This is a genomic window from Azospirillum sp., assembly GCF_050789165.1.
This window is the reverse complement of sequence record NZ_JBOZRT010000008.1, coordinates 1-17945: the sequence shown is the minus strand read 5'-3', so window position 1 is coordinate 17945 and position 17945 is coordinate 1. Positions and strand designations below refer to the sequence as shown.

16 protein-coding genes and 1 pseudogene are annotated in these 17945 nt (G+C 68.8%); 8 read left to right on the top strand and 9 right to left on the bottom strand.

Features of this window, described 5'->3' with window-relative positions:
- Positions 1-53 precede the first annotated feature (53 nt).
- The 7 genes from rpiA to ACRWK7_RS00680 form a co-directional block, all read right to left on the bottom strand.
- Positions 54-1472, bottom strand: a complete 1419-nt coding sequence (gene rpiA, locus ACRWK7_RS00710) for a ribose-5-phosphate isomerase RpiA (RefSeq protein ID WP_431854242.1) — start codon at positions 1470-1472, stop codon at positions 54-56.
- A complete protein-coding gene (zwf, locus tag ACRWK7_RS00705) occupies positions 1454-2992 on the bottom strand; it encodes a glucose-6-phosphate dehydrogenase (RefSeq protein ID WP_431854241.1) in 1539 nt (512 codons plus the stop codon). The genes rpiA and zwf overlap by 19 nt, the downstream gene beginning before the upstream one ends.
- Positions 2989-3999: a phosphogluconate dehydrogenase (NAD(+)-dependent, decarboxylating) gene (gnd, locus tag ACRWK7_RS00700; RefSeq protein WP_431854240.1), complete on the bottom strand. Its 1011-nt coding sequence runs from the start codon at positions 3997-3999 to the stop codon at positions 2989-2991. Before gnd ends, zwf begins: the two co-directional genes overlap by 4 nt.
- Before the next feature lie 18 nt (positions 4000-4017).
- The gene (gene tkt / locus ACRWK7_RS00695) at positions 4018-6117 is read right to left on the bottom strand and encodes a transketolase (protein WP_431854239.1); all 2100 of its coding nucleotides are present in this window, start codon (positions 6115-6117) and stop codon (positions 4018-4020) included.
- 181 nt (positions 6118-6298) lie between these two features.
- Entirely contained in the window at positions 6299-6955 is a 657-nt protein-coding gene (locus tag ACRWK7_RS00690) for a trimeric intracellular cation channel family protein (RefSeq protein WP_431854238.1), read from the bottom strand.
- 138 nt (positions 6956-7093) lie between these two features.
- Positions 7094-8368 carry a M20 family metallopeptidase gene (locus ACRWK7_RS00685; protein WP_431854237.1) on the bottom strand — a complete coding sequence of 425 codons (1275 nt, stop codon included), beginning with the start codon at positions 8366-8368 and terminating at the stop codon, positions 7094-7096.
- Positions 8361-8696 (bottom strand): hypothetical protein, encoded by a 336-nt coding sequence (locus ACRWK7_RS00680; protein ID WP_431854236.1) that lies wholly within the window; start codon positions 8694-8696, stop codon positions 8361-8363. The genes ACRWK7_RS00685 and ACRWK7_RS00680 overlap by 8 nt, the downstream gene beginning before the upstream one ends.
- Positions 8697-8962: 266 nt before the next feature.
- On the opposite strand from ACRWK7_RS00680, the gene ACRWK7_RS00675 reads away from it, so the two are divergent.
- The gene (locus ACRWK7_RS00675) at positions 8963-9283 is read left to right on the top strand and encodes a transposase (protein WP_431854235.1); all 321 of its coding nucleotides are present in this window, start codon (positions 8963-8965) and stop codon (positions 9281-9283) included.
- A gap of 232 nt (positions 9284-9515) precedes the next feature.
- Here ACRWK7_RS00675 and ACRWK7_RS00670 read toward each other — a convergent pair.
- A pseudogene (locus ACRWK7_RS00670) lies at positions 9516-9638 on the bottom strand (transposase family protein); the annotation flags it as partial.
- Positions 9639-9787: 149 nt separating this feature from the next.
- On the bottom strand, positions 9788-10633 hold the full coding sequence (locus ACRWK7_RS00665; protein ID WP_431854234.1) for a LysR family transcriptional regulator: 846 nt from the start codon (positions 10631-10633) through the stop codon (positions 9788-9790).
- Between the two features lie 155 nt (positions 10634-10788).
- On the opposite strand from ACRWK7_RS00665, the gene ACRWK7_RS00660 reads away from it, so the two are divergent.
- The 7 genes from ACRWK7_RS00660 to ACRWK7_RS00630 all read left to right on the top strand — a co-directional run.
- A complete protein-coding gene (locus tag ACRWK7_RS00660) occupies positions 10789-11967 on the top strand; it encodes a M24 family metallopeptidase (protein WP_431854233.1) in 1179 nt (392 codons plus the stop codon).
- A gap of 175 nt (positions 11968-12142) precedes the next feature.
- Positions 12143-13225, top strand: a complete 1083-nt coding sequence (locus tag ACRWK7_RS00655; RefSeq protein WP_431854232.1) for an ABC transporter substrate-binding protein — start codon at positions 12143-12145, stop codon at positions 13223-13225.
- A gap of 99 nt (positions 13226-13324) precedes the next feature.
- Complete coding sequence (locus tag ACRWK7_RS00650) at positions 13325-14182, top strand: ABC transporter permease (RefSeq protein WP_431854231.1); 858 nt, start codon at positions 13325-13327, stop codon at positions 14180-14182.
- Positions 14182-15009, top strand: coding sequence for an ABC transporter permease (locus tag ACRWK7_RS00645; RefSeq protein ID WP_431854230.1), 828 nt, complete (start codon positions 14182-14184; stop codon positions 15007-15009). The genes ACRWK7_RS00650 and ACRWK7_RS00645 overlap by 1 nt, the downstream gene beginning before the upstream one ends.
- Positions 14996-16126, top strand: a complete 1131-nt coding sequence (locus ACRWK7_RS00640) for an ABC transporter ATP-binding protein (protein WP_431854229.1) — start codon at positions 14996-14998, stop codon at positions 16124-16126. The genes ACRWK7_RS00645 and ACRWK7_RS00640 overlap by 14 nt, the downstream gene beginning before the upstream one ends.
- A 40-nt stretch (positions 16127-16166) precedes the next feature.
- On the top strand, positions 16167-17432 hold the full coding sequence (locus ACRWK7_RS00635; RefSeq protein ID WP_431854228.1) for an NAD(P)/FAD-dependent oxidoreductase: 1266 nt from the start codon (positions 16167-16169) through the stop codon (positions 17430-17432).
- A partial coding sequence (locus tag ACRWK7_RS00630) for an Ldh family oxidoreductase (protein WP_431854227.1) occupies positions 17429-17945 on the top strand: 517 nt, incomplete at its 3' end. The genes ACRWK7_RS00635 and ACRWK7_RS00630, both read left to right, overlap by 4 nt.

The following is a 17945-nucleotide window of genomic DNA, read 5'->3' as shown; positions in this document are numbered from 1 at the left end:
AGCCAAGCGAACGAGCGCTCGCAATTTGTGACGGTCTCCTTGTTGCCCCTCGGCTACTTGTTCTGGGGGATGACCTCGACACCGCTGGCCGTTCCCACCACCACGCTGGACGCGAGGCCAATGAACAGGCCGGTTTCGACGACGCCGACGATGGCGCGCAGGCGGGCGTGGAGCGCGGCCGGATCGCGGATCTCCCCGACGCCGCAGTCGACGATGTGGTGGCCGCCGTCGGAGACGAACGGTGCACCGCCCGCCAGTCGCAGGACGGGGTTCGCGCCGGCGTCCTGGAGACGCTGCATCGTCGCCTCGGCACCGAACGGAACGATCTCGACGGGCAGGGCGGTGCGGCGGCCGAGCCGCTCAACCATCTTGCCTTCATCGACGATCACGACCAGCCGACGGCTGGCGCTGGCGACGATCTTCTCACGCAACAGGGCGCCGCCATGCCCCTTGATGAGGGTGAGGGTCCCGCGTTCCACCTCGTCGGCCCCGTCGATGGTCAGGTCAATGCGCGTTTGGGCAGCGAAATCAGTCAGCGGGATGCCGAGCCGCCGCGCTTGCGCGGCCGTGCGCTCCGAGGTTGGAATGCCTTGGACGCGCAGGCCGCGGGCGATCCGCTCCGCCAACGCCTCCAGGGCGAGTTCCGCCGTCGAACCGCTCCCCAGCCCGAGCACCATCCCGTCCTCAACCATCTCGACCGCGGCACGAGCGGCGCGCCGCTTCGCGTGCACGGGGGCGACGGCCGCCGCGGCGTCCGCAAAGACCGTCAGGGTGCCGGCCGGGCGCAGCCGCGCGGCGGGTAGGGCTGTGTCGCCGCGCCGGACCCGCGCCAGGATGGCGCTCTTATCCTCCCCGGTGACCAGGACGGCGACGTGGCGGCTGCTCTCCAGGGCCGGGAAGGTCAGGGTGATCCGCGCCTCCGGCTGGACGCCGAGGACGGCGGCGGCCCAGTCGTCACGCTCGTCGAGGGCGGGAGTGCCGGGGAACAGGGACGCCGTGTGGCCGTCCGAACCGAGGCCGAGCAACGTCACATCGAAGAGCGGTCGGGCGGGATCGAGGCGCGCTGCACCGTAGAACGCCATGAGGTCGCGCTGATACGCCCGCGCCGCCTCTCGCGGGTCGATCCCGACGGTCGGGATTGGGTGGATGTTGGCGTCCGGCACGGGAACCCTGGACAGCATGGCCGCGCGCGCCATGCGCTGGTTGCTTCGCGGGTCGTCCGGCGGGACGAAGCGTTCGTCGCCCCAAAACCAGTGTACCCGTGCCCAGGGGAAGCGGTCGCGGAACGGGGAGGCGGCGAGCCGCTCATAGAGCTGGCGCGGCGTCGAGCCGCCGGAGAGGGCAACGGCGACGGCCCCGTCCGGCCGCTCCAGGACCCGCTCGGTCAGCCACTGCGCGGCGGCCTGGGCCAGGGCCTCCGCGTCGGGAAGAACGGTGAAGGCGCCCGTGCCCATCACGAGACCGGTCGCCAACGGCGGCCGTCACGGGCGAGCAGGTCGTCGGCCTCCCGCGGCCCTTGGCTGCCGGCGGGGTAGGCGGCGAGCCCGTCCCCCGATCGGGCGCGCCACGCATCGAGGATCGGCTGCACCACCGCCCAGCCCGCTTCGACGTAGTCGGCGCGCTGGAACTGCGTCTGGTCGCCCGCCATGCCGTCGTAGATCAGCGTCTCGTAGCCGGTGCTCGGCGCGGCGCGAAAATAGTCCTTGTACTCCATGACCATGCGCACGCCGTCGATGCGCAGGCGCGGGCCGGGGACCTTGGCGTTGAACTGCAGCGTAATGGCCTCGTCCGGCTGCACGCCGATCACCAGGACGTTGTCCGCCAGACGCTCGACCGGCGTGTTGCGGAAGAGGGGGTACGGGGCCTGCTTGAACCCGACGGCGATCTCGGTCCGGCGCGCCGCCAGCGATTTGCCGGTGCGCAGGTAGAACGGCACGCCGGCCCAGCGCCAGTTGTCGATCAGCAGGCGCATGGCGACGAAGGTCTCCGTCCGGCTGTCCGCCGCCACGTCCAGCGACTCGCGATAGGCCGCCACCGGCTTGCCCGTCACCGTACCGGCGCCGTATTGGGCGCGGACGACGTTTGTGGCCACCTCCTCGGGCGTGAAGCGGTGGATGGCGTCGAACACCTTCGCCTTCTCGGTGTGCACGGCGTCGGCGTCGAAGCAGGTCGGCGGTTCCATCGCCGTCAGGGCGAGGAGCTGGAAGAGATGGTTCGGCACCATGTCGCGCAGCGCGCCGGTGGCGTCGTAGAAGCGGCCTCGGCGCTCCACCGAGACGGTCTCCCCCACGGTGATCTGGACGTGGTCGACGTGGTTGCGGTTCCATAGCGGCTCGAACAGGCCGTTGGCGAACCGGGCCACCATGATGTTCTGGACCGTCTCCTTCCCGAGATAGTGGTCGATCCGGTAGATCTGATGCTCGTCGAGCACGGTCTGAAGCTCGGCGTTCAGGCTCCGCGCCGAGGCGAGGTCGGTCCCGAACGGCTTCTCGACGACGACGCGCCGCCACACGCCGCCCTTCTCGCGCGTGAGGCCGGACGCGCCGAGGTTGCGGACGATGGGGGCGAAGGCGGCCGGTGGGGTGGCGAGATAGAACAGGACGTTGCCGTCCGTTCCGAACCGCCCGGCCACGTCCGCCAGCCGGTCGGTGAGCCGCCGATAGGTCTCGGGATCGGCGAAGTCGCCCGCGACGTGGAAAAGGCGACCGAGCAGCGCCTCGGCAACATCCGGCTCCACCGCGTCCGTCGCGAAGTTCCGCAGGGCGGCCCGGACAGTGTCGCGGAACGCCTCGTCCGGCATGACGTTGCGCGACACCCCGACGATCCCCAGACGGTCGGACAGCAGGCCGCGGGCTGCGAGATTGTAGAGCGCCGGAATCAGCAGCCGCCTGGCGAGGTCGCCGGCGGCGCCGAAGATCACGATGGTGCAGGGCGGGGCCGGCGCGGCGTCCGCCACCGTCGTGGCCGGGCCGAGGCAGGGCTGCGCCCTCATGACGCCCGCTCCCCTGATGGCCGCTCCGGCCCCGCAGGGGGCTCGACATGGCCGCCGAAGCCCTTGCGCATGGCGGACAGGATCTTCTCGGCGAAGGTGTGGCTCTGGCGCGAGCGGAAGCGGGCGTGGAGCGCCGCGGACAGCACCTCGGCCGGCACCGCCTCCTCGATGGCGGCGATCAGCGTCCAGCGCCCCTCGCCGGAGTCCTCCACGTGGCCCGAATATTCCTCGAGTGCCGGACTTCCGGCCAGCGCCGCCGCCGTGAGGTCGAGCAGCCAGGAGGTGATGACGCTGCCGCGCCGCCACACCTCGGCGATGTCCGCGAGGTCGAGGTCGAACCGGTGCCCGGCGGGCAGGGCGTCGCCGCCGGCGTTCTTCAGAATGTCGAAGCCTTCGGCGTAGGCCTGCATCAGGCCGTACTCGATCCCGTTGTGGATCATCTTCACGAAATGCCCGCTGCCGTTCGGCCCGGTGTGAAGGTAGCCGCGCTCGGCCCGCGGGTCGCGCCCGTTCCGGTTCGGCGTCCGCGGCACGTCGCCGGCACCCGGCGCCAGCGCGGCGAAGATCGGGTCGAGCCGGTCGACCACCGGCTTCTCGCCGCCGATCATCATGCAGTAGCCGCGCTCCAGCCCCCAGACGCCGCCCGAGGTCCCAACATCGACGTAGTGCAGCCCCGTCCGCGCCAGCGCCGCCGCGCGGCGCACGTCGTCCTTCCAGAAGCTGTTGCCGCCGTCGATGACGATGTCGTCCGGCTCCATGTGGCCGGCGAGCTCGGAAACCGCCGCTTCCGTCACGCCGCCGGCCGGCAGCATCACCCAGACAGCGCGCGGCGGGTCCAGCTTGGCGACGAGGTCGCCCAGGCCAAAGGCGGCCACCGCGCCGTCCGCCACCACTTCCCGGACCGCGTCGTCGCTGCGGTCGTAGACCACGCAGCGGTGGCCCGCCCGCATCAGGCGGCGCGCGATGTTGGCCCCCATGCGGCCGAGCCCGACGATTCCGATCTGCATCCGCAACTCTCCTCCGGCTCAGCGGCGTTTCGCGATCTGCTCCCTGGTGGCGGCGAGGACAGCGTCCACCGTGAAGCCGAACTTCGTCAGCAGGTTCTTCAGCGGCGCCGATGCGCCGAACGTATGCATGCCGATCTTGGCGCCGGTCATGCCGACGTAGCGGTCCCATCCGATGACCGAGCCTTGCTCGACCGACACCCGCGCCGTCACCGCGGGCGGCAGCACGGCCTCGCGGTAGGCCTCGCCCTGCTCCTCGAACAGTTCCCACGAGGGCATGCTGACGACGCGGGCGGCGATGCCCTCCGCCGCGAGCCGTTCGAAGGCCTGGACGCACAGGGAGACCTCGCTGCCGGTCGCGACCAGGATCACCTCCGGCGCCTGCCCGTCCGGCGGGTCGGCAAGCACGTAGGCGCCGCGCGCCAGCCCGGCGGCGGGCGCGCAGCGGGTCCGGTCGAGGGTGGGCACGGCCTGTCGGGTCAGGGCGAGGCACACCGGGCGGTCGCCCAGGCCGATGATGACGCGCCACGCCTCCACCACCTCGTTGGCGTCGGCCGGGCGAAGCACGATCAGGCCGGGGATCGACCGCAGGCCGATGAGCTGTTCGACCGGCTGGTGAGTCGGCCCATCCTCGCCCAGGCCGATGGAATCGTGGGTGAAGATCCAGATGCAGGGCAGTTCCATCAGCGCCGACAAGCGCAGCGGCGGCTTCATGTAATCGCTGAAGATCAGGAAGCCAGCGCCGAACGCGCGGAGCTTCGACAGCGCCAGCCCGTTCACCACGGCGCCCATGGCGTGCTCCCGCACGCCGAAATGCAGGTTGCGGCCACCGGGGTCCGCCGGTTCAAGATCGCCGGCGCCGTCAAAGGTCAGGCGCGTCTTGGTGGACGGTGCCAGATCGGCGGCGCCACCGATGAGCCACGGATGCTTGGCGGCGATGGCGTTCAGCACCGTGCCGGACGCTTCCCGCGTCGCCAGCCCCTTCGGATCGGCCGGAAAGGTCGGCAGGCCGACATCCCAGCCCGACGGCGCCGCGCGCCGCTGCATGCGCTCCACACCGTCGGCGAGGTCGGGGTGGGCGGCGCGGTAGCGCTCGAACAGCGCGGACCAGTCCGCGCGCAGCCGCCGGCCGCGGTCGCCGACTCCCCGTTGGACATGCTCGTACACGCCGTCGGGGACGAGGAAATGCGCATCCTCCGGCCAGCCGTAGGTCCGTTTGGCGAGCCGCACCTCCTCCTCGCCCAGCGGCTCGCCGTGCGCGTCCTTGGTGTCCTGCTTGTGCGGGGCGCCATAGCCGATGTGGCTGCGGACCACAACCAGCGTCGGACGGTCCGTGGTGGCGCGGAAGCGGTCGAGCGCCTGGGCCAGGGCCGCCGTGTCGTTGGCGTCCTCCACCCGCAGCACGTTCCACCCGTAGGCACGGAAGCGGGCGGCCACGTCCTCGTCGAAGGTGAGGTCCGTCGAGCCCTCGATGGAGATCCGGTTGCTGTCGTAGATCCAACAGAGGTTGGCGAGCTTCAAATGGCCGGCGAGCGACGCCGCCTCGCTCGCCACGCCCTCCATCATGTCGCCGTCGCCGCACAGCGTGTAGACGTCGTGGTCGAAGAGCGGGAAGCCTGGCCGGTTGAAGCGCGCCGCCAGCCAGCGGCCGGCTATGGCCATGCCGACGCTGTTGCCGCAGCCCTGGCCGAGCGGCCCTGTGGTCGCCTCGACGCCGGTGGTGAGGTGGTGCTCGGGATGCCCCGGGCATTTGCTGCCGAGTTGGCGGAAGTGCCGGATGTCGTCCAGCGTGACCGCGGGCGTGCCGGCGCGCTCGTGCTCCGCATCGGCCGCCTTGACACCGGCCAGATGGAGCATGGAGTAGAGCAGCATCGACGCGTGCCCGACCGACAGCACGAAGCGGTCCCGGTTTGGCCAGGCCGGGTCGTCGGGATCATAGCGCAGGAACCGCTGCCAGATCGTGTGGACCACCGGCGCCATGCCCATGGGCGTGCCGGGATGGCCGGATTTCGCCTGCTCCACCGCGTCCATGGACAGCGTGCGGATGGTGTCGATGCAGAGCTGGTCCAGGCTCTTCGGATCGCCGCGGCGTGGCGATCCACCGGATTGGTCGTTGCCCATGGGCGGGACCTTTCGGACGTGAGCACGGGGCCGGCGCCCCTCCAGACAGTCAGGGTGGGGCGCCAGCCCCACTTGTCGAGTGCCGAGGACCGCGAGGAAGAACGGGGCGCCCGCTGCACCGGCGCACGGCGGCCAACCAGCCGATGCGCTGGTCGCCGCGTGGCGCGCTCGTAGCTTTGAATCAGCGCGTTTTCTCATCTTCCGAGCCGTTCTCGGCGCGCGGCAGCGCCGAAAGACGGGCAACAGGCAAATTCCAGCGGTGTCGGATCGCCATGAAGCGAAGGCCGAAGCACAAGGCCGCTCCGGCCAGAGCGGAGATGCCGTAAGAAAGATCGAGCATCTTGCCAATCACGACGACGGATGCGCCGGTCAAGGCGGCTACGGCATACAGGTCCGAACGCAGAACCTGGGGGATTTCCGCGAGAAGAACATCGCGCGCCATTCCGCCTCCGATGCCGGTCAACATGCCAAGAAGGGCGGCCATCACCGGGTTAAGTCCGAATCCAAGTGCCTTCTGCGCACCAGCGACGGCGAAGAGCGACAGCCCCGCCGCGTCGAACAGGAGTACGGGGCTGCGCAGCCTATCGACGCCGGCATACCAGAAGAAGGTGATGAGCCCGGCCAGGACGGAAACCAGCAAGTATCGCCCGTCGGTCAACGCGGCCGGCGGGACCGCGCCGATCACCAGATCTCGGGCGATCCCGCCAAAATTTCCGGCAACGAACGACAGGACGAGAGTGCCGAAAATGTCGAGGCGCCGGTTGACGGCAGCCACCGCCCCACTGATGGCAAACACGAAGGTCCCGATCAGGTCGAGAACGTGCACGAAGGTTTCCATGACGATCCTGCGGTTCCATCCGGGAAGACCGACACGTCGAAACGCAAGCGCGAAGCGACTTCAGGAAAGCTGAACAACCGAGGCGACGGTGAGCATACTGCAGTCATTTTTCCCGCTACACCCGCCGTTCAAACACCGTCAGGTTGTTCCAAGCCATGCCAGCGCGCCGACGACCAACGCTTCGATCCCTGTCTCCAGGGTGGGATGCAGGATCGGCGCAAACTGGGGGCTATGATTGACCGGCAGTTCGTTCAGCTTCCCCGCGGCCTTGGCCTTGGCGTATGTTTTGGGGTCATTGCCGCCCACGAACCAGAACACCGAGGGCACCTGCCACGCGGTGCCAAAGCACCCAAAATCCTCGCTCGCTGGGGCGGGACCCGTGTGCTTCACCCGGTCGGGAGAAAAGTAGCCGCGGAATGCCTCGGCAATACGGTTGCTGGCGGCTTCGTCGTTCACGTTGAGCGGGTAGCGATCGAGCGGCGTGATCTCCGGCTTGCGTGGCGCGCCGGCGGCTTCGGCCTCCCCATTGACGATCCGCTCGATCGCAGCAAGCACATGCTTCCGCACGCCGGCGTCGAACGTTCGCACATTGAGCTTGATGATGGCGTCGTCGGGAATGACGTTCTCCTTCGTGCCTGCCTGCAACACGCCGACCGTGACCACGGCCGCGTCGGTCGCGGCGACCTCGCGGGACACGATGGTCTGAAGCCGCAGGACCACGGACGCCGCCATAACGACGGGATCGATGCTGGCTTGCGGCATCGAACCATGGGCGCCGCGCCCGAACAGGCGAATTTGCAGACTGTCTGCCGCGGAGGTGATCGGTCCGGCGCTTCCGGCAACGCTGCCGGCGGGACCGACCATGACGTGCTGGCCAAGCACAACGTCAGGCACGGGAAAGCGGTCAAGCAAACCGTCATCGATCATCGCCTGGGCGCCCTGCGCGATTTCCTCGCCCGGCTGGAACACGGCCATCAGCGTGCCCTTCCAGGCGTCGCGCGTCCGCGACAGCAGCGTCGCCGCGCCGACCAGCCAGGCAACATGCATGTCGTGGCCACACATATGGCCCACCGGAACCGTGTTCCCTTCAGGGTCCGTCGCGGTGACCTTGCTGGCGTAGGCAAGGCCGGTGTTCTCAGCGATGGGCAGCGCATCCATATCGGCGCGCAGCATCACCGTCGGTCCCTTGCCGTTGCGAAGCAGCCCGACCACCCCCGTCTTGCCGACCCCGGCTGTAACCTCGTAGCCGGCTTGCGTGAGCCTGTCGGCGGCGATGCCCGCCGTTCGCGTCTCCTGCATCGACAGCTCGGGATGGGCGTGGATGTCCTTGTAGAGCGCCTCGACATCGGGCAGAAGGGTCTTCATGCCCCCCAGAATGGCGGAAGCGCTTTTCGAGCGGGCCTGTTCAGCCATGATCGGCTCCTCTTCGTGCTCTCTGCATGACGGCCTCCGGAATTCGCGGATGCGGCGCGTCGCTCCTGGGGCCGTTGGCGATGCCGGCATTCGCGAAGCCGCTGTCGCCCGGGCCGTGGAGCGACATCTTCTCCTCCGCGATCTGGCGATCGACGGCGCTTCGATCGTTGAGCGCCATACCATTCACGCCACAGGTGACAACCGGATCGCGGTTTCCGACTCCATCCACATAAACACCATCGACCATGCAGACACCGTCGGTGATTTGGTCCGGCGTGGCGGGGGCGAACCGGCCGTCGTTGTCGATCGCTTCGTTTTCCGGGCACAACCCGACCGGGCAGATCCTGTATCGCCGGCACCACCAACGAAGATACCCACGGCCCGGTAAGGGGGGCGTCGCTGCGGCCGGCCATCCCCGCCGATACTGTCAACTTGGCTTCCGCAGCGAGCGTTCCGCGCAATATCGGCACACATGCGCGGACTTATGTAGCAGCCGCCACCACGGCTGGACGGGTGATCTGGCGGGGTGAGCGCAAAGCATGAGCTTGGCGATTCACAGCGGAGTCGTGGCCGGGTTAGATTCAGGCGGTCACCGTGTTGGAGATCGCCAGGTCCCGCGGTCCCAAAGGCCAGCACTTCCTCCTCACCGCCGCGGCGCGCACGCTGTCGCTGGCGACCGTGCTGCGCTTGTCGGACACGGAAGCTGAGACGGTCTTTGCGGCGACCCGCTGGCCGGAAACGAACGGGCGCCCGGTGTGTCCGACCTGCGCCTGTGATGCGGTGTATGACTGCCGCCGGCCGAATGGCGCGCCGCGATGGCGCCGCCATCGATGCCGCAAGGACTTCTCCCTCGCCTCAGGCACGCTGTTCGCCTTTCACAAGCTGCCTCTCCGGATGCACCTCGTTTGCGGATGAGGCGCAGGACAGTATCGCCGCTCACCGGCTTGGCTAGCTTCGACGCCAACCGGGCGCCTGCTTCGCCGCCCAACACCAAGCCGATTTGGGCCTGAGACAACGCCAGCCGTCCCGCTCGCCGCCCATTGCGGGCAATCTCGGGCAGGCGCTCGGCAAAGATGCGCGATCCGCGGTGCCGGCAGCGGAAGCGACGAACCTGAAGCTGCAGAACGATCTGGCGCCCTTGCCAAGACAGGTCGGCGATGGTGCGCCAATAGCGGCTGTGTACGTGGTCCGATCCCGTTCCGCAGGTCGGACAGGTTGCCACCGTTCCAATCGTTCGGGCGGTGACGACGATGCGATCCTGATCGATCATAACGGCCGTCGCCTGAAGGCCGACCGGCACCAGCGCCAGGGCGAGATCTGAGATCTGCATCATGTGAATCCCCCGCTTCACATGTGCGCCAACAGCGACGAGCCGTCCGTCTCAGCACCGAATAGATCAAGTTCCAACGATGCCGGCCATCACCGCCACGCTTCGCTGATGAACTGAATGATGTGGTCGATGAAGAAGGCATCCTGACGGTTGCCCCTGATCAGCAGCGTGCTCAGCTCCGGCAAGGGCGGGAAGCCATCCTGTTCCGCCAGGATCCGCCAGTTCGTATCAACATTGCGCTTGAACAGCACCGCCACCGCCATTTCCGACAGGACGGCGGCGCGAACGCCCGCGAAGTTGGGGCTGGTCATCACGATCCGGCCGCGCCGGCCAAGCCGTTCCAGCCGTTCGATCGCGTGGCGGCGGAACACGTCGCCGCTGTGAAAAATGGCGATGGGCACCGGCCATTGGGTGTGGACGTCCGAATGCTGCGAGCAGGCCCAGACCGGGGCCTCACGGCCCAGAACGATGCCGGTCGATTGAACCTCGCCCTCGGTCACGATGGCGATGTCCAGCGTGCCGTCGGCGATCTGTGTCAGCAGGCGCTTGGATGGCTCGCAGACCACGTGCAGGCGCAAATGGGGAAAAACCTGGAGGCAGCGACGGATCAGCGTCGGCAGGTAGGTCGCCGCGAAATCGTCGGGCAGGCCGATCGCCACCTCGCCCTCGATCTTGCGGTCCCCGAAAGCGGCCAGCGCGTCGCGGTAAGCACGCAGGATACGCCGTGCGTGATCGTAGAACAGCTCTCCTTCGGGGGTCAGCTTCACCTTGCGCGATGAACGGTCGAAGAGCTGGCAGTCCAGCGCCTCCTCCAGCCGCTTGATCTGCATGCTGATGGCGGCCTGGGTCCGGTGCACCCGACGGGCGGCGCTGGTGAAGCTGCCGCTTTCGACGGTCTCGATGAAGGTCTGCAGGAGGGCAGGTTCGGGGTTCATCGTCCGAAGCATCAGCGATATTTATGGGTCTTCGTCAAGCAAATTCGTTTTATGACTCAGCGTGGACTGCGTATCCTCAAGCGGAGGAAATATTCAAAATGGCGCTCCCTGAGACTTCAGGGCATCTGCGCACGATCCAAGGATGGTGGTTCGGAATGGTCCTGGACAGGAAGACTGAGTTCACCCGGCGCGCCTCCCGCATTCAGCAACGGCTGAAGGAAAAAGGTCTTGATGCGCTCCTCGTTACATCTCCGACAAACGTCTGGTACGTCTCCGGGTTTTGGGAGTTCATCGCAATTCGTCTGCAGTCGGTGCTGGTGCCGGCGGACGGCGACTGCTGCTTCATGGTGTCCAAGAACGAGCACGAATACGCCGAAAAGACGAGCTGGATGGATGATGTCCGCTACTACACCGAGTTTCCGGAGGCCGGACACCACCAAAACCCTTATGATCTCCTGAAGGACGTCATCGCCGAGAAGGGGCTGTCCAAGGCCGTCATCGGCATCGAGGAGGGCACCCTCCCGCTGAAGGAGTTCCGCCAGATCCAGGAGATCGCTCCGGGAGCCAGGCTGGTCGATTCCTCGCACATCCTGAGCGATCTGCGCATGGTGAAGTCGGCTTACGAGATCGACCTGCTGAAGAAGTCGGGCAAGGTCGCGGTGGCCGGCTGGAACGCCTCGCTCAACGTCGCCAAGCCGGGCATCCGCGAGTACGAGGTGGCCCAGGCTGCCCGCATGGCGGCGACCGAGATGGCCGCCAGCCTGTTCGGCCCCGAGGACGTCAACCATTCGCCGCTGACCGATGGCGTGCAGCTGATCCAGTCGGGCATGCGCTCGTCCATCTCGCACGGCCGCGGATCGCCCAACCGGCTGAAGCGCGGCGACATGGTCGCCATGTGCTTCTGCATGACCAACCAGTTCAAGGGCTACCGCGTCGGCTTCTCGCGCAACTTCGCGCTGGGCAGCGCCACCGACGAGATGCACCGCGTATACGACCTGCTCTACAAGGCCCAGCAGACGGCGCTGGCCGAGGTGCGTCCGGGCGTGCCGGCCAGCCATCTCGACCGCATCGTGCGCGAGATGATCCACGAGGCGGGCTACGGCGAGCACATCGAGCACCGGCTGGGCCGCGGCGTCGGGCTCGACATTGCCGAGGCGCCCGACCTCAAGGAAGGCGACGACACGCCGCTGGCCGCCGGCATGACGCTGTCGGTGGAGCCCGCCATCTACATCACCGACCAGTGGGGGGTGCAGATCGAGGATTCGATCGTCGTGACCGAGGACGGCTTCGAGTACCTGACGGTCGCCTCCGAACCCGTGCTGCCGGTGATCTGATACCGGCGGCGCATGAACACGTCCAGTGAGCGCCGCCGGTAAAACCCGACAGATCAATGCCATGGCATTGATCGAAAGGGTGATACGGACGACGCCTTCAGGCGCCGGCCGTATGACCCGCCGCCGGGCTCCCTCCCGGCGAGCCGCAAAACCATAAAACCGCGACAGGAGCTTCATGATGCTGACGACGATGAACCGGCGCGCTTTCCTGGCCAACACCGCCGTGGCTTCGGCCTTCGCCCTTGGTGCCGGCGGCCTCGCGTCGCAGGCCTTCGCGGCCTCCGCCACCCTGTCCGCGGTCGAGTGGGGCGGCGACGTGGTCAACGCGATGAAGGCCATCGCCGCCAAGCAGTCCGCCGCCACCGTCAACTGGACGTTGTTCCAGGGCGGCGCCGCTTCGATCCTGCCGAACGTCAAGGCCTCCTGGCCGAAGCCGGCCTTCGACTACATCGCCGGCTGGGAAGGCTCCTTCCAGACGATGATGCAGGAGGACTGGCTGGAGACCGTGTCGGTGGACAAGGTTCCCAACCTCGCCGACATCCCGTCCAAGGTCATCATGAAGAACGCCACCGGCGGCTGGGTCGCCGTGCCCCGCGCCGTCGGCGGCATCTATTTCGGCTACCGCAAGGACACCAGCCCTATTCAGTTGGCCTCGCTGGACGACCTGTTCTCGCCGAAGCTGAAGGGAGCGATCTGCTGGCCGGGCCCGACCCAGTGCATGATGCTGCAGATCGTGGCGCTCGCCCTGCGCAACGGCGGCAACGAGCGCAACATGGAGCCCGGCTGGAAGGTCATGAAGGAGCTGGCGAAGTCCGGCAACATCGGCCGCGTCGCCAACACCGACACCGAGTTCGTCAATTCGCTGTCCAGCGGCGAGACGTCGGTCGGCTGCTTCGCCGAGCCGGGCTGGTCGGGCGTCGCCAAGAACTTCCCGGTGGCCGCCCTGACCAAGCAGGCGGGCGTGCCGGCCTTCCTGTACCAGAGCGGCTTCGCCGTCCTGAAGAACCGTCCGAACACCGCCGAGACCCTGCGTTTCGTCAACCACTGCATCAGCCCGGAGATGAGCGCGCTCTACGCCGAGATCGCCGGCGAAGCGCCGCTGAACGTGAAGACCAAGGTGCCGGAGAAGCTGAAGCATCTGGCCTTCACCGCTGAAGAGATGGAGAAGTTCGTCTACATTCCCGACTTCAGCGTGGTGCTGGGCCAGCAGGACGCCTGGGCGAAGCGCTGGGAGGACGAGATCGCCCCGCTGCTCTGATCGCCGGAGCGGCGGCCGGACCCCGCAGATGGGCCAGCGGGCGGGATTGCCATCCGCGGGTTCCGCCGTGTGGCGCACAAACCAGGAGGGAACGGGCCGGTGCCCAGGTGGACGCGTTCGACTGCCCTGTCCATCCCCGTATCGGCGATCTACGCCGCACTGTTCGTGCTGCCGCTCGCCGTGCTCGGGATGGAAAGCATCCGGACCTTCGAACCAGGCTATGTCGGTTCGAGGCCGGGGGCCGCGCTGACGGCCGAAAACTATCTGGCGCTGTCGAGCGGCGCCTTCGTCGACACGCTGCTGACGACCTTCCGCATCGGCGTCCTGGCCTCGCTGGCCGGCGTGGCGCTCGCCCTTCCCCTGGCCTTCCTGTGCGCGCGCAGCCTGCGGGCCAACCTGACCCGGTACCTGCTGGTCCTGTTCATCCTGCTGATGTTCCTGGGCGTTCTGGTGCGGACCTACGCGCTGGAACTGATGTTGGGCTCGGTCGGGCCGCTGCGACCGCTGCTGCTGGCGCTCGGCGTCTCGCCCAACGGGCGCGACTACATCGAGGTCTGCGTCGGGGCGGGGCTTCTGCACTACATCATCCCGCTGAGCGTGCTCACGCTCATTCCGGTCATCCGCGCCATTGACCCGCGGTTGATGGAATCGGCGATGTCGCTCGGCGCCTCGCGCACCATGGCGCACGCCACCGTCACCCTGCCGCTCAGCGCCCGCGGCCTGCTGGCCGCCTTCCTGCTGTCGATGACCTTCTCGATCTCGGCCTTCGTCATCCCGATGATCCTCGGCCGGGGCCGCGTCAATTTCGTGTCCAGCCTCGTCTACACCCGCTTCAGCGAGATCGCGAACTACCCCAGCGGCGCGGCCATCGCCCTCGCCACCCTGGCCATCTCGCTGGCGGTGGTGGCCGGGCTGTCGGCCCTGGTGCGGCGCTGGACCAGGGCGAGGATCCACTGATGCGCACGCGCTTCGTTCTCGACCGGCTGGGAGCCGCGGCCCTCGTTCCGGTGATCGTCCTGGTGCTGGCCTTCCTGGTCGCGCCCTTCGTGATGACGGCGGTGCTGTCCTTCGACAGCCGCACCTTCCTTGCCCCGCTGCCGCCGCCCGACCTGTCGTTGCAATGGTACGAGCGGTTCCTGTCCGACGCCTATCTGCTGGCCGGCCTCAAGACCAGCCTGACCGTCGCCGTCATCGTCACGGCGATCTCCACCGCCGTCGGCATCGCCACCGCCATCATGTTCCAGCGCTCACGCTTCGGCGGCAAGGAGGGGGTGCTGTCCTTCCTGCTGTCGCCGCTGATCGTGCCGCCGGTGGTGCTGGGCTTCGGGCTGCTGTTGTTGTTGTCGATGCTCGACGTCGGCAGCGGCCTGGTCCGGCTGGTCTGCGGTCACCTCATCATCACCGTGCCCTACGCGATCCGCGCCAGCATCCTCAGCGTCGGATCGGTGAAGGCGGTCTACGAGGAGGCCGCCCTCAGCCTCGGCGCCACCCCGGCCGAGGCCTTCCGCACGGTGACCCTGCCGCTCGCCCGCAGCGGGATCATCGTCGGCGCCATCTTCAGCTTCGTCGTGTCCATGGACGACGTGGCGGTGGCCATGTTCCTCAGCACGCCCGACACCTTCACCCTGCCGGTCGCGCTGATGAGTTCGATGCGCGCGAATTTCGACCTGTCCATCGCCGCCGCCTCGACGCTTTTCACCGTCATCGTCCTGGCCGGCGTTCTTGTCCTGGAACGCACGCTCGGACTCTCGACCCTCTTTGGGAATCCCCATGGCCGCGCTTAAGTCCGATATCGCTCCCGCCGCATCGCCCGCGTCCCCGCCCGCCGTCGAGCTGGTCGATGTCGTCAAGCGGTTCGGCGGCTTCGTCGCCACGCGGAACGTCTCGCTGACCGTGCGCCGGGGCGAGACGGTCGCCCTGCTCGGGCCGTCGGGCTGCGGCAAGACCACGCTGCTGCGCATGATCGCCGGCTTCGAGGCGCCGACGTCCGGATCGGTGCGGCTGGCCGGGCGGGACGCCGCCGACCTGCAGCCCTACGAGCGCAGCGTCGGCCTGCTGTTCCAGCAATACGCCCTCTTTCCGCACATGACGGTGGAGCAGAACGTCGCCTACGGTCTGGTGCGGCGCGGCTGGCCGAAGGCCGAACGCAAGGCGCGCGTCGCCGAGATGCTGGGCCTGGTGCGCATGGAGCACCTGGCCGGCCGCTGGCCCGGCGAACTGAGCGGCGGGCAGCAGCAGCGCGTCGCCCTGGCCCGCGCGCTCGCAACCCAGCCCGACGTGGTGCTGCTGGACGAGCCGCTCTCTGCCCTCGATGCCCTGCTGCGCCAGACCCTGCGCCGCGAGCTGAAGGAGATTCTGGACGCTGTCCACGCGACGGTGATCCTGGTCACCCACGACCAGGAGGAGGCCATGTCCTTCGCCGACCGCATCGCCGTGCTGAACGGCGGCCGGGTCGAGCAGGAAGGGATCCCTGCGGACTTGTACGAGCGCCCTGCCAACCGCTTCGTCGCCGGCTTCCTCGGCCGCGCCAACTGGATCGACGGCGTGACCCTGATCGAACGCGGGGGAAGGGCCGATATCGGCCGGTCGCGCCGGGGGACCACGCTGGCGCTGCCGCCGGGCTCGCTCCCCGCCTCCGACTCGATGGACGTCTGCGTGCGTCCGGAGCGGCTGACCCGTGGGCCGGGCGATGCCGCGACGTCAGCGCCCGGTCTGCTGGCGGGCACGGTGGTCGAGGCGGTGCATGTCGGTGCCGACGTCCAGCTCGCCATCGAGACCGCGGAGGGGGTCTTCTCCTGCCTGGAGCGAAGCCATGGCCTGCGGCTGCCGGCGCGCGGCGAGACGGCGGTCCTGCGGATCGCCCCGGAGGACGCCATCCTCGTACCCGCCCAGACCGCCTGACCCTGTCCCCCCAGAATCCGACCGGCCGGAGCCATCTTCCATGCCCGAGCGCATCCTTGTCATCGGCGGCGGCGTCGTCGGCGCCGCCAGCGCCCTGGCGCTGCAAAGCGCCGGCTTCGCCACCACGCTGGTCGAGCGCGACGAGCCGGGGCGGGGCTGCTCCTACGGCAACGCCGGGCTGATCGCCGACGACCATATCCTGCCCCTGTCCCGCCCGTCGGTCATCCGTCAGGTGCCGCGCATGCTGCTCAGCCGGGATGCGCCGCTGCGCATTGCGCCGTCGGGGCTGCCGGGCCAGCTGCCTTGGCTGCTGCGCTTCGCCTGGGCGGCGCGGCCCTCGGCCGTTGCCGAGGGGCTGGCCGGTCTGGCGCCGCTCCTGGCCCAGGCGCGGCCGGCGCTGGACCGGCTGATCGAACGGGAGGGGCTCGGGCACCTGTTCCTCGCTCCCGGCGCCCTCTACGTCTTCGAGACCGGGGCCGCCGACCGGGCCGCCCGCCAGGAGGAGCGCCTGCTCGCCGAGCACGGCGTGGCGTGCGAGCATTGGCCGGCCGAGGCGGTGTACGCCCGCCTGCCGGATCTGGGCGTGGCGGTGGCCGGCGGGCGCTTCTACCCCGGCATGCTGGCCACCTCCGATCCCTTCGCCCTGGTCCAGGCGCTGGTCGAGCGCTTCCGCGCCCGCGGCGGTGTCCTCCTCAGGACGGAGGTTCATACGGTCGGCCAGGGGGCGGACGGCCGGCCGCGTCTGCAGAGCGGCGCCGGTCCGTTGGAGGCCGATCAGGTGGTGGTGGCGGCCGGCGCCGCCGGCGGAAGGCTGCTGCGCGCCCTCGGTTCGCCGGTGCCCATCACCGGCGAGCGGGGATACCACGTCATGATGCAGGGCGGCCCCGCCCTCGACCTGTCGGTCACCTTCATGGAGCGCGGGTTCGTCGCGACGCCGATGAGCACCGGCCTGCGCTTCGCCGGCACGGTCGAGTTGGGCGCGGCGCGGCCCACGCCGTCGCGGGCCGATGTGCTGATGCGGCATGCGCGCGCCCTGTTCCGCGGCTGCGCGCCGCGGGAAACCGACCGCTGGTCGGGGGAGCGGCCGACCCTGCCCGACTACCGGCCGATCATCGGCCGGCTGGCCGGGGCGCCGCGGGTCATCGCCGCCTTCGGGCACCAGCATCTGGGCCTGACGCTGGCCGCCGTTACCGGCGAACTGGTCGCCGGGATCGCCGCCGGACGGCCGGCCTCCGTGCCGCTCGCCCCCTTTCGGGCCGAGCGCTTCCGCAGCCTCTTCCAACCGATCGACGGTGCCGAGCCATGACCGATCCCCTCCCGACCGGCGAAAGCCTGATCCCCCACGCCGAACTGGTTGCCCTGCTGGCGCGCATCTTCGAGCGCCATGGCTGCTCGGACACGGTTGCCCGGATCCTTGCCGAGAACTGCGCAGGCTGCGAGCGCGACGGTTCCTTCAGCCACGGCGTGTTCCGGATCCCCGGCTACGTCGGCTCGCTGAAGAGCGGCTGGGCGGACGGCAAGGCGGTGCCCAGGGTGGAGGAGACCGGCCCCGCCTTCCTGCGGGTGGACGCCGCCAACGGTTTCGCCCAGCCCGCCCTGCTGGCGGCGCGCCCGCGGCTGATGGAGATGGTGCGGGCCGGCGGCATGGCCCTGCTGGCGATCCGCAACTCCCATCATTTCAGCGCGCTGTGGCCGGATGTGGAGCCGTTCGCCCGCGACGGACTGGTGGCGCTGTCGGTCGTCAACAGCTTCGCCTGCGTGGTGCCGCACGGCGGCCGTTCGGCGGTGTACGGCACCAACCCCATGGCCTTCGCCACGC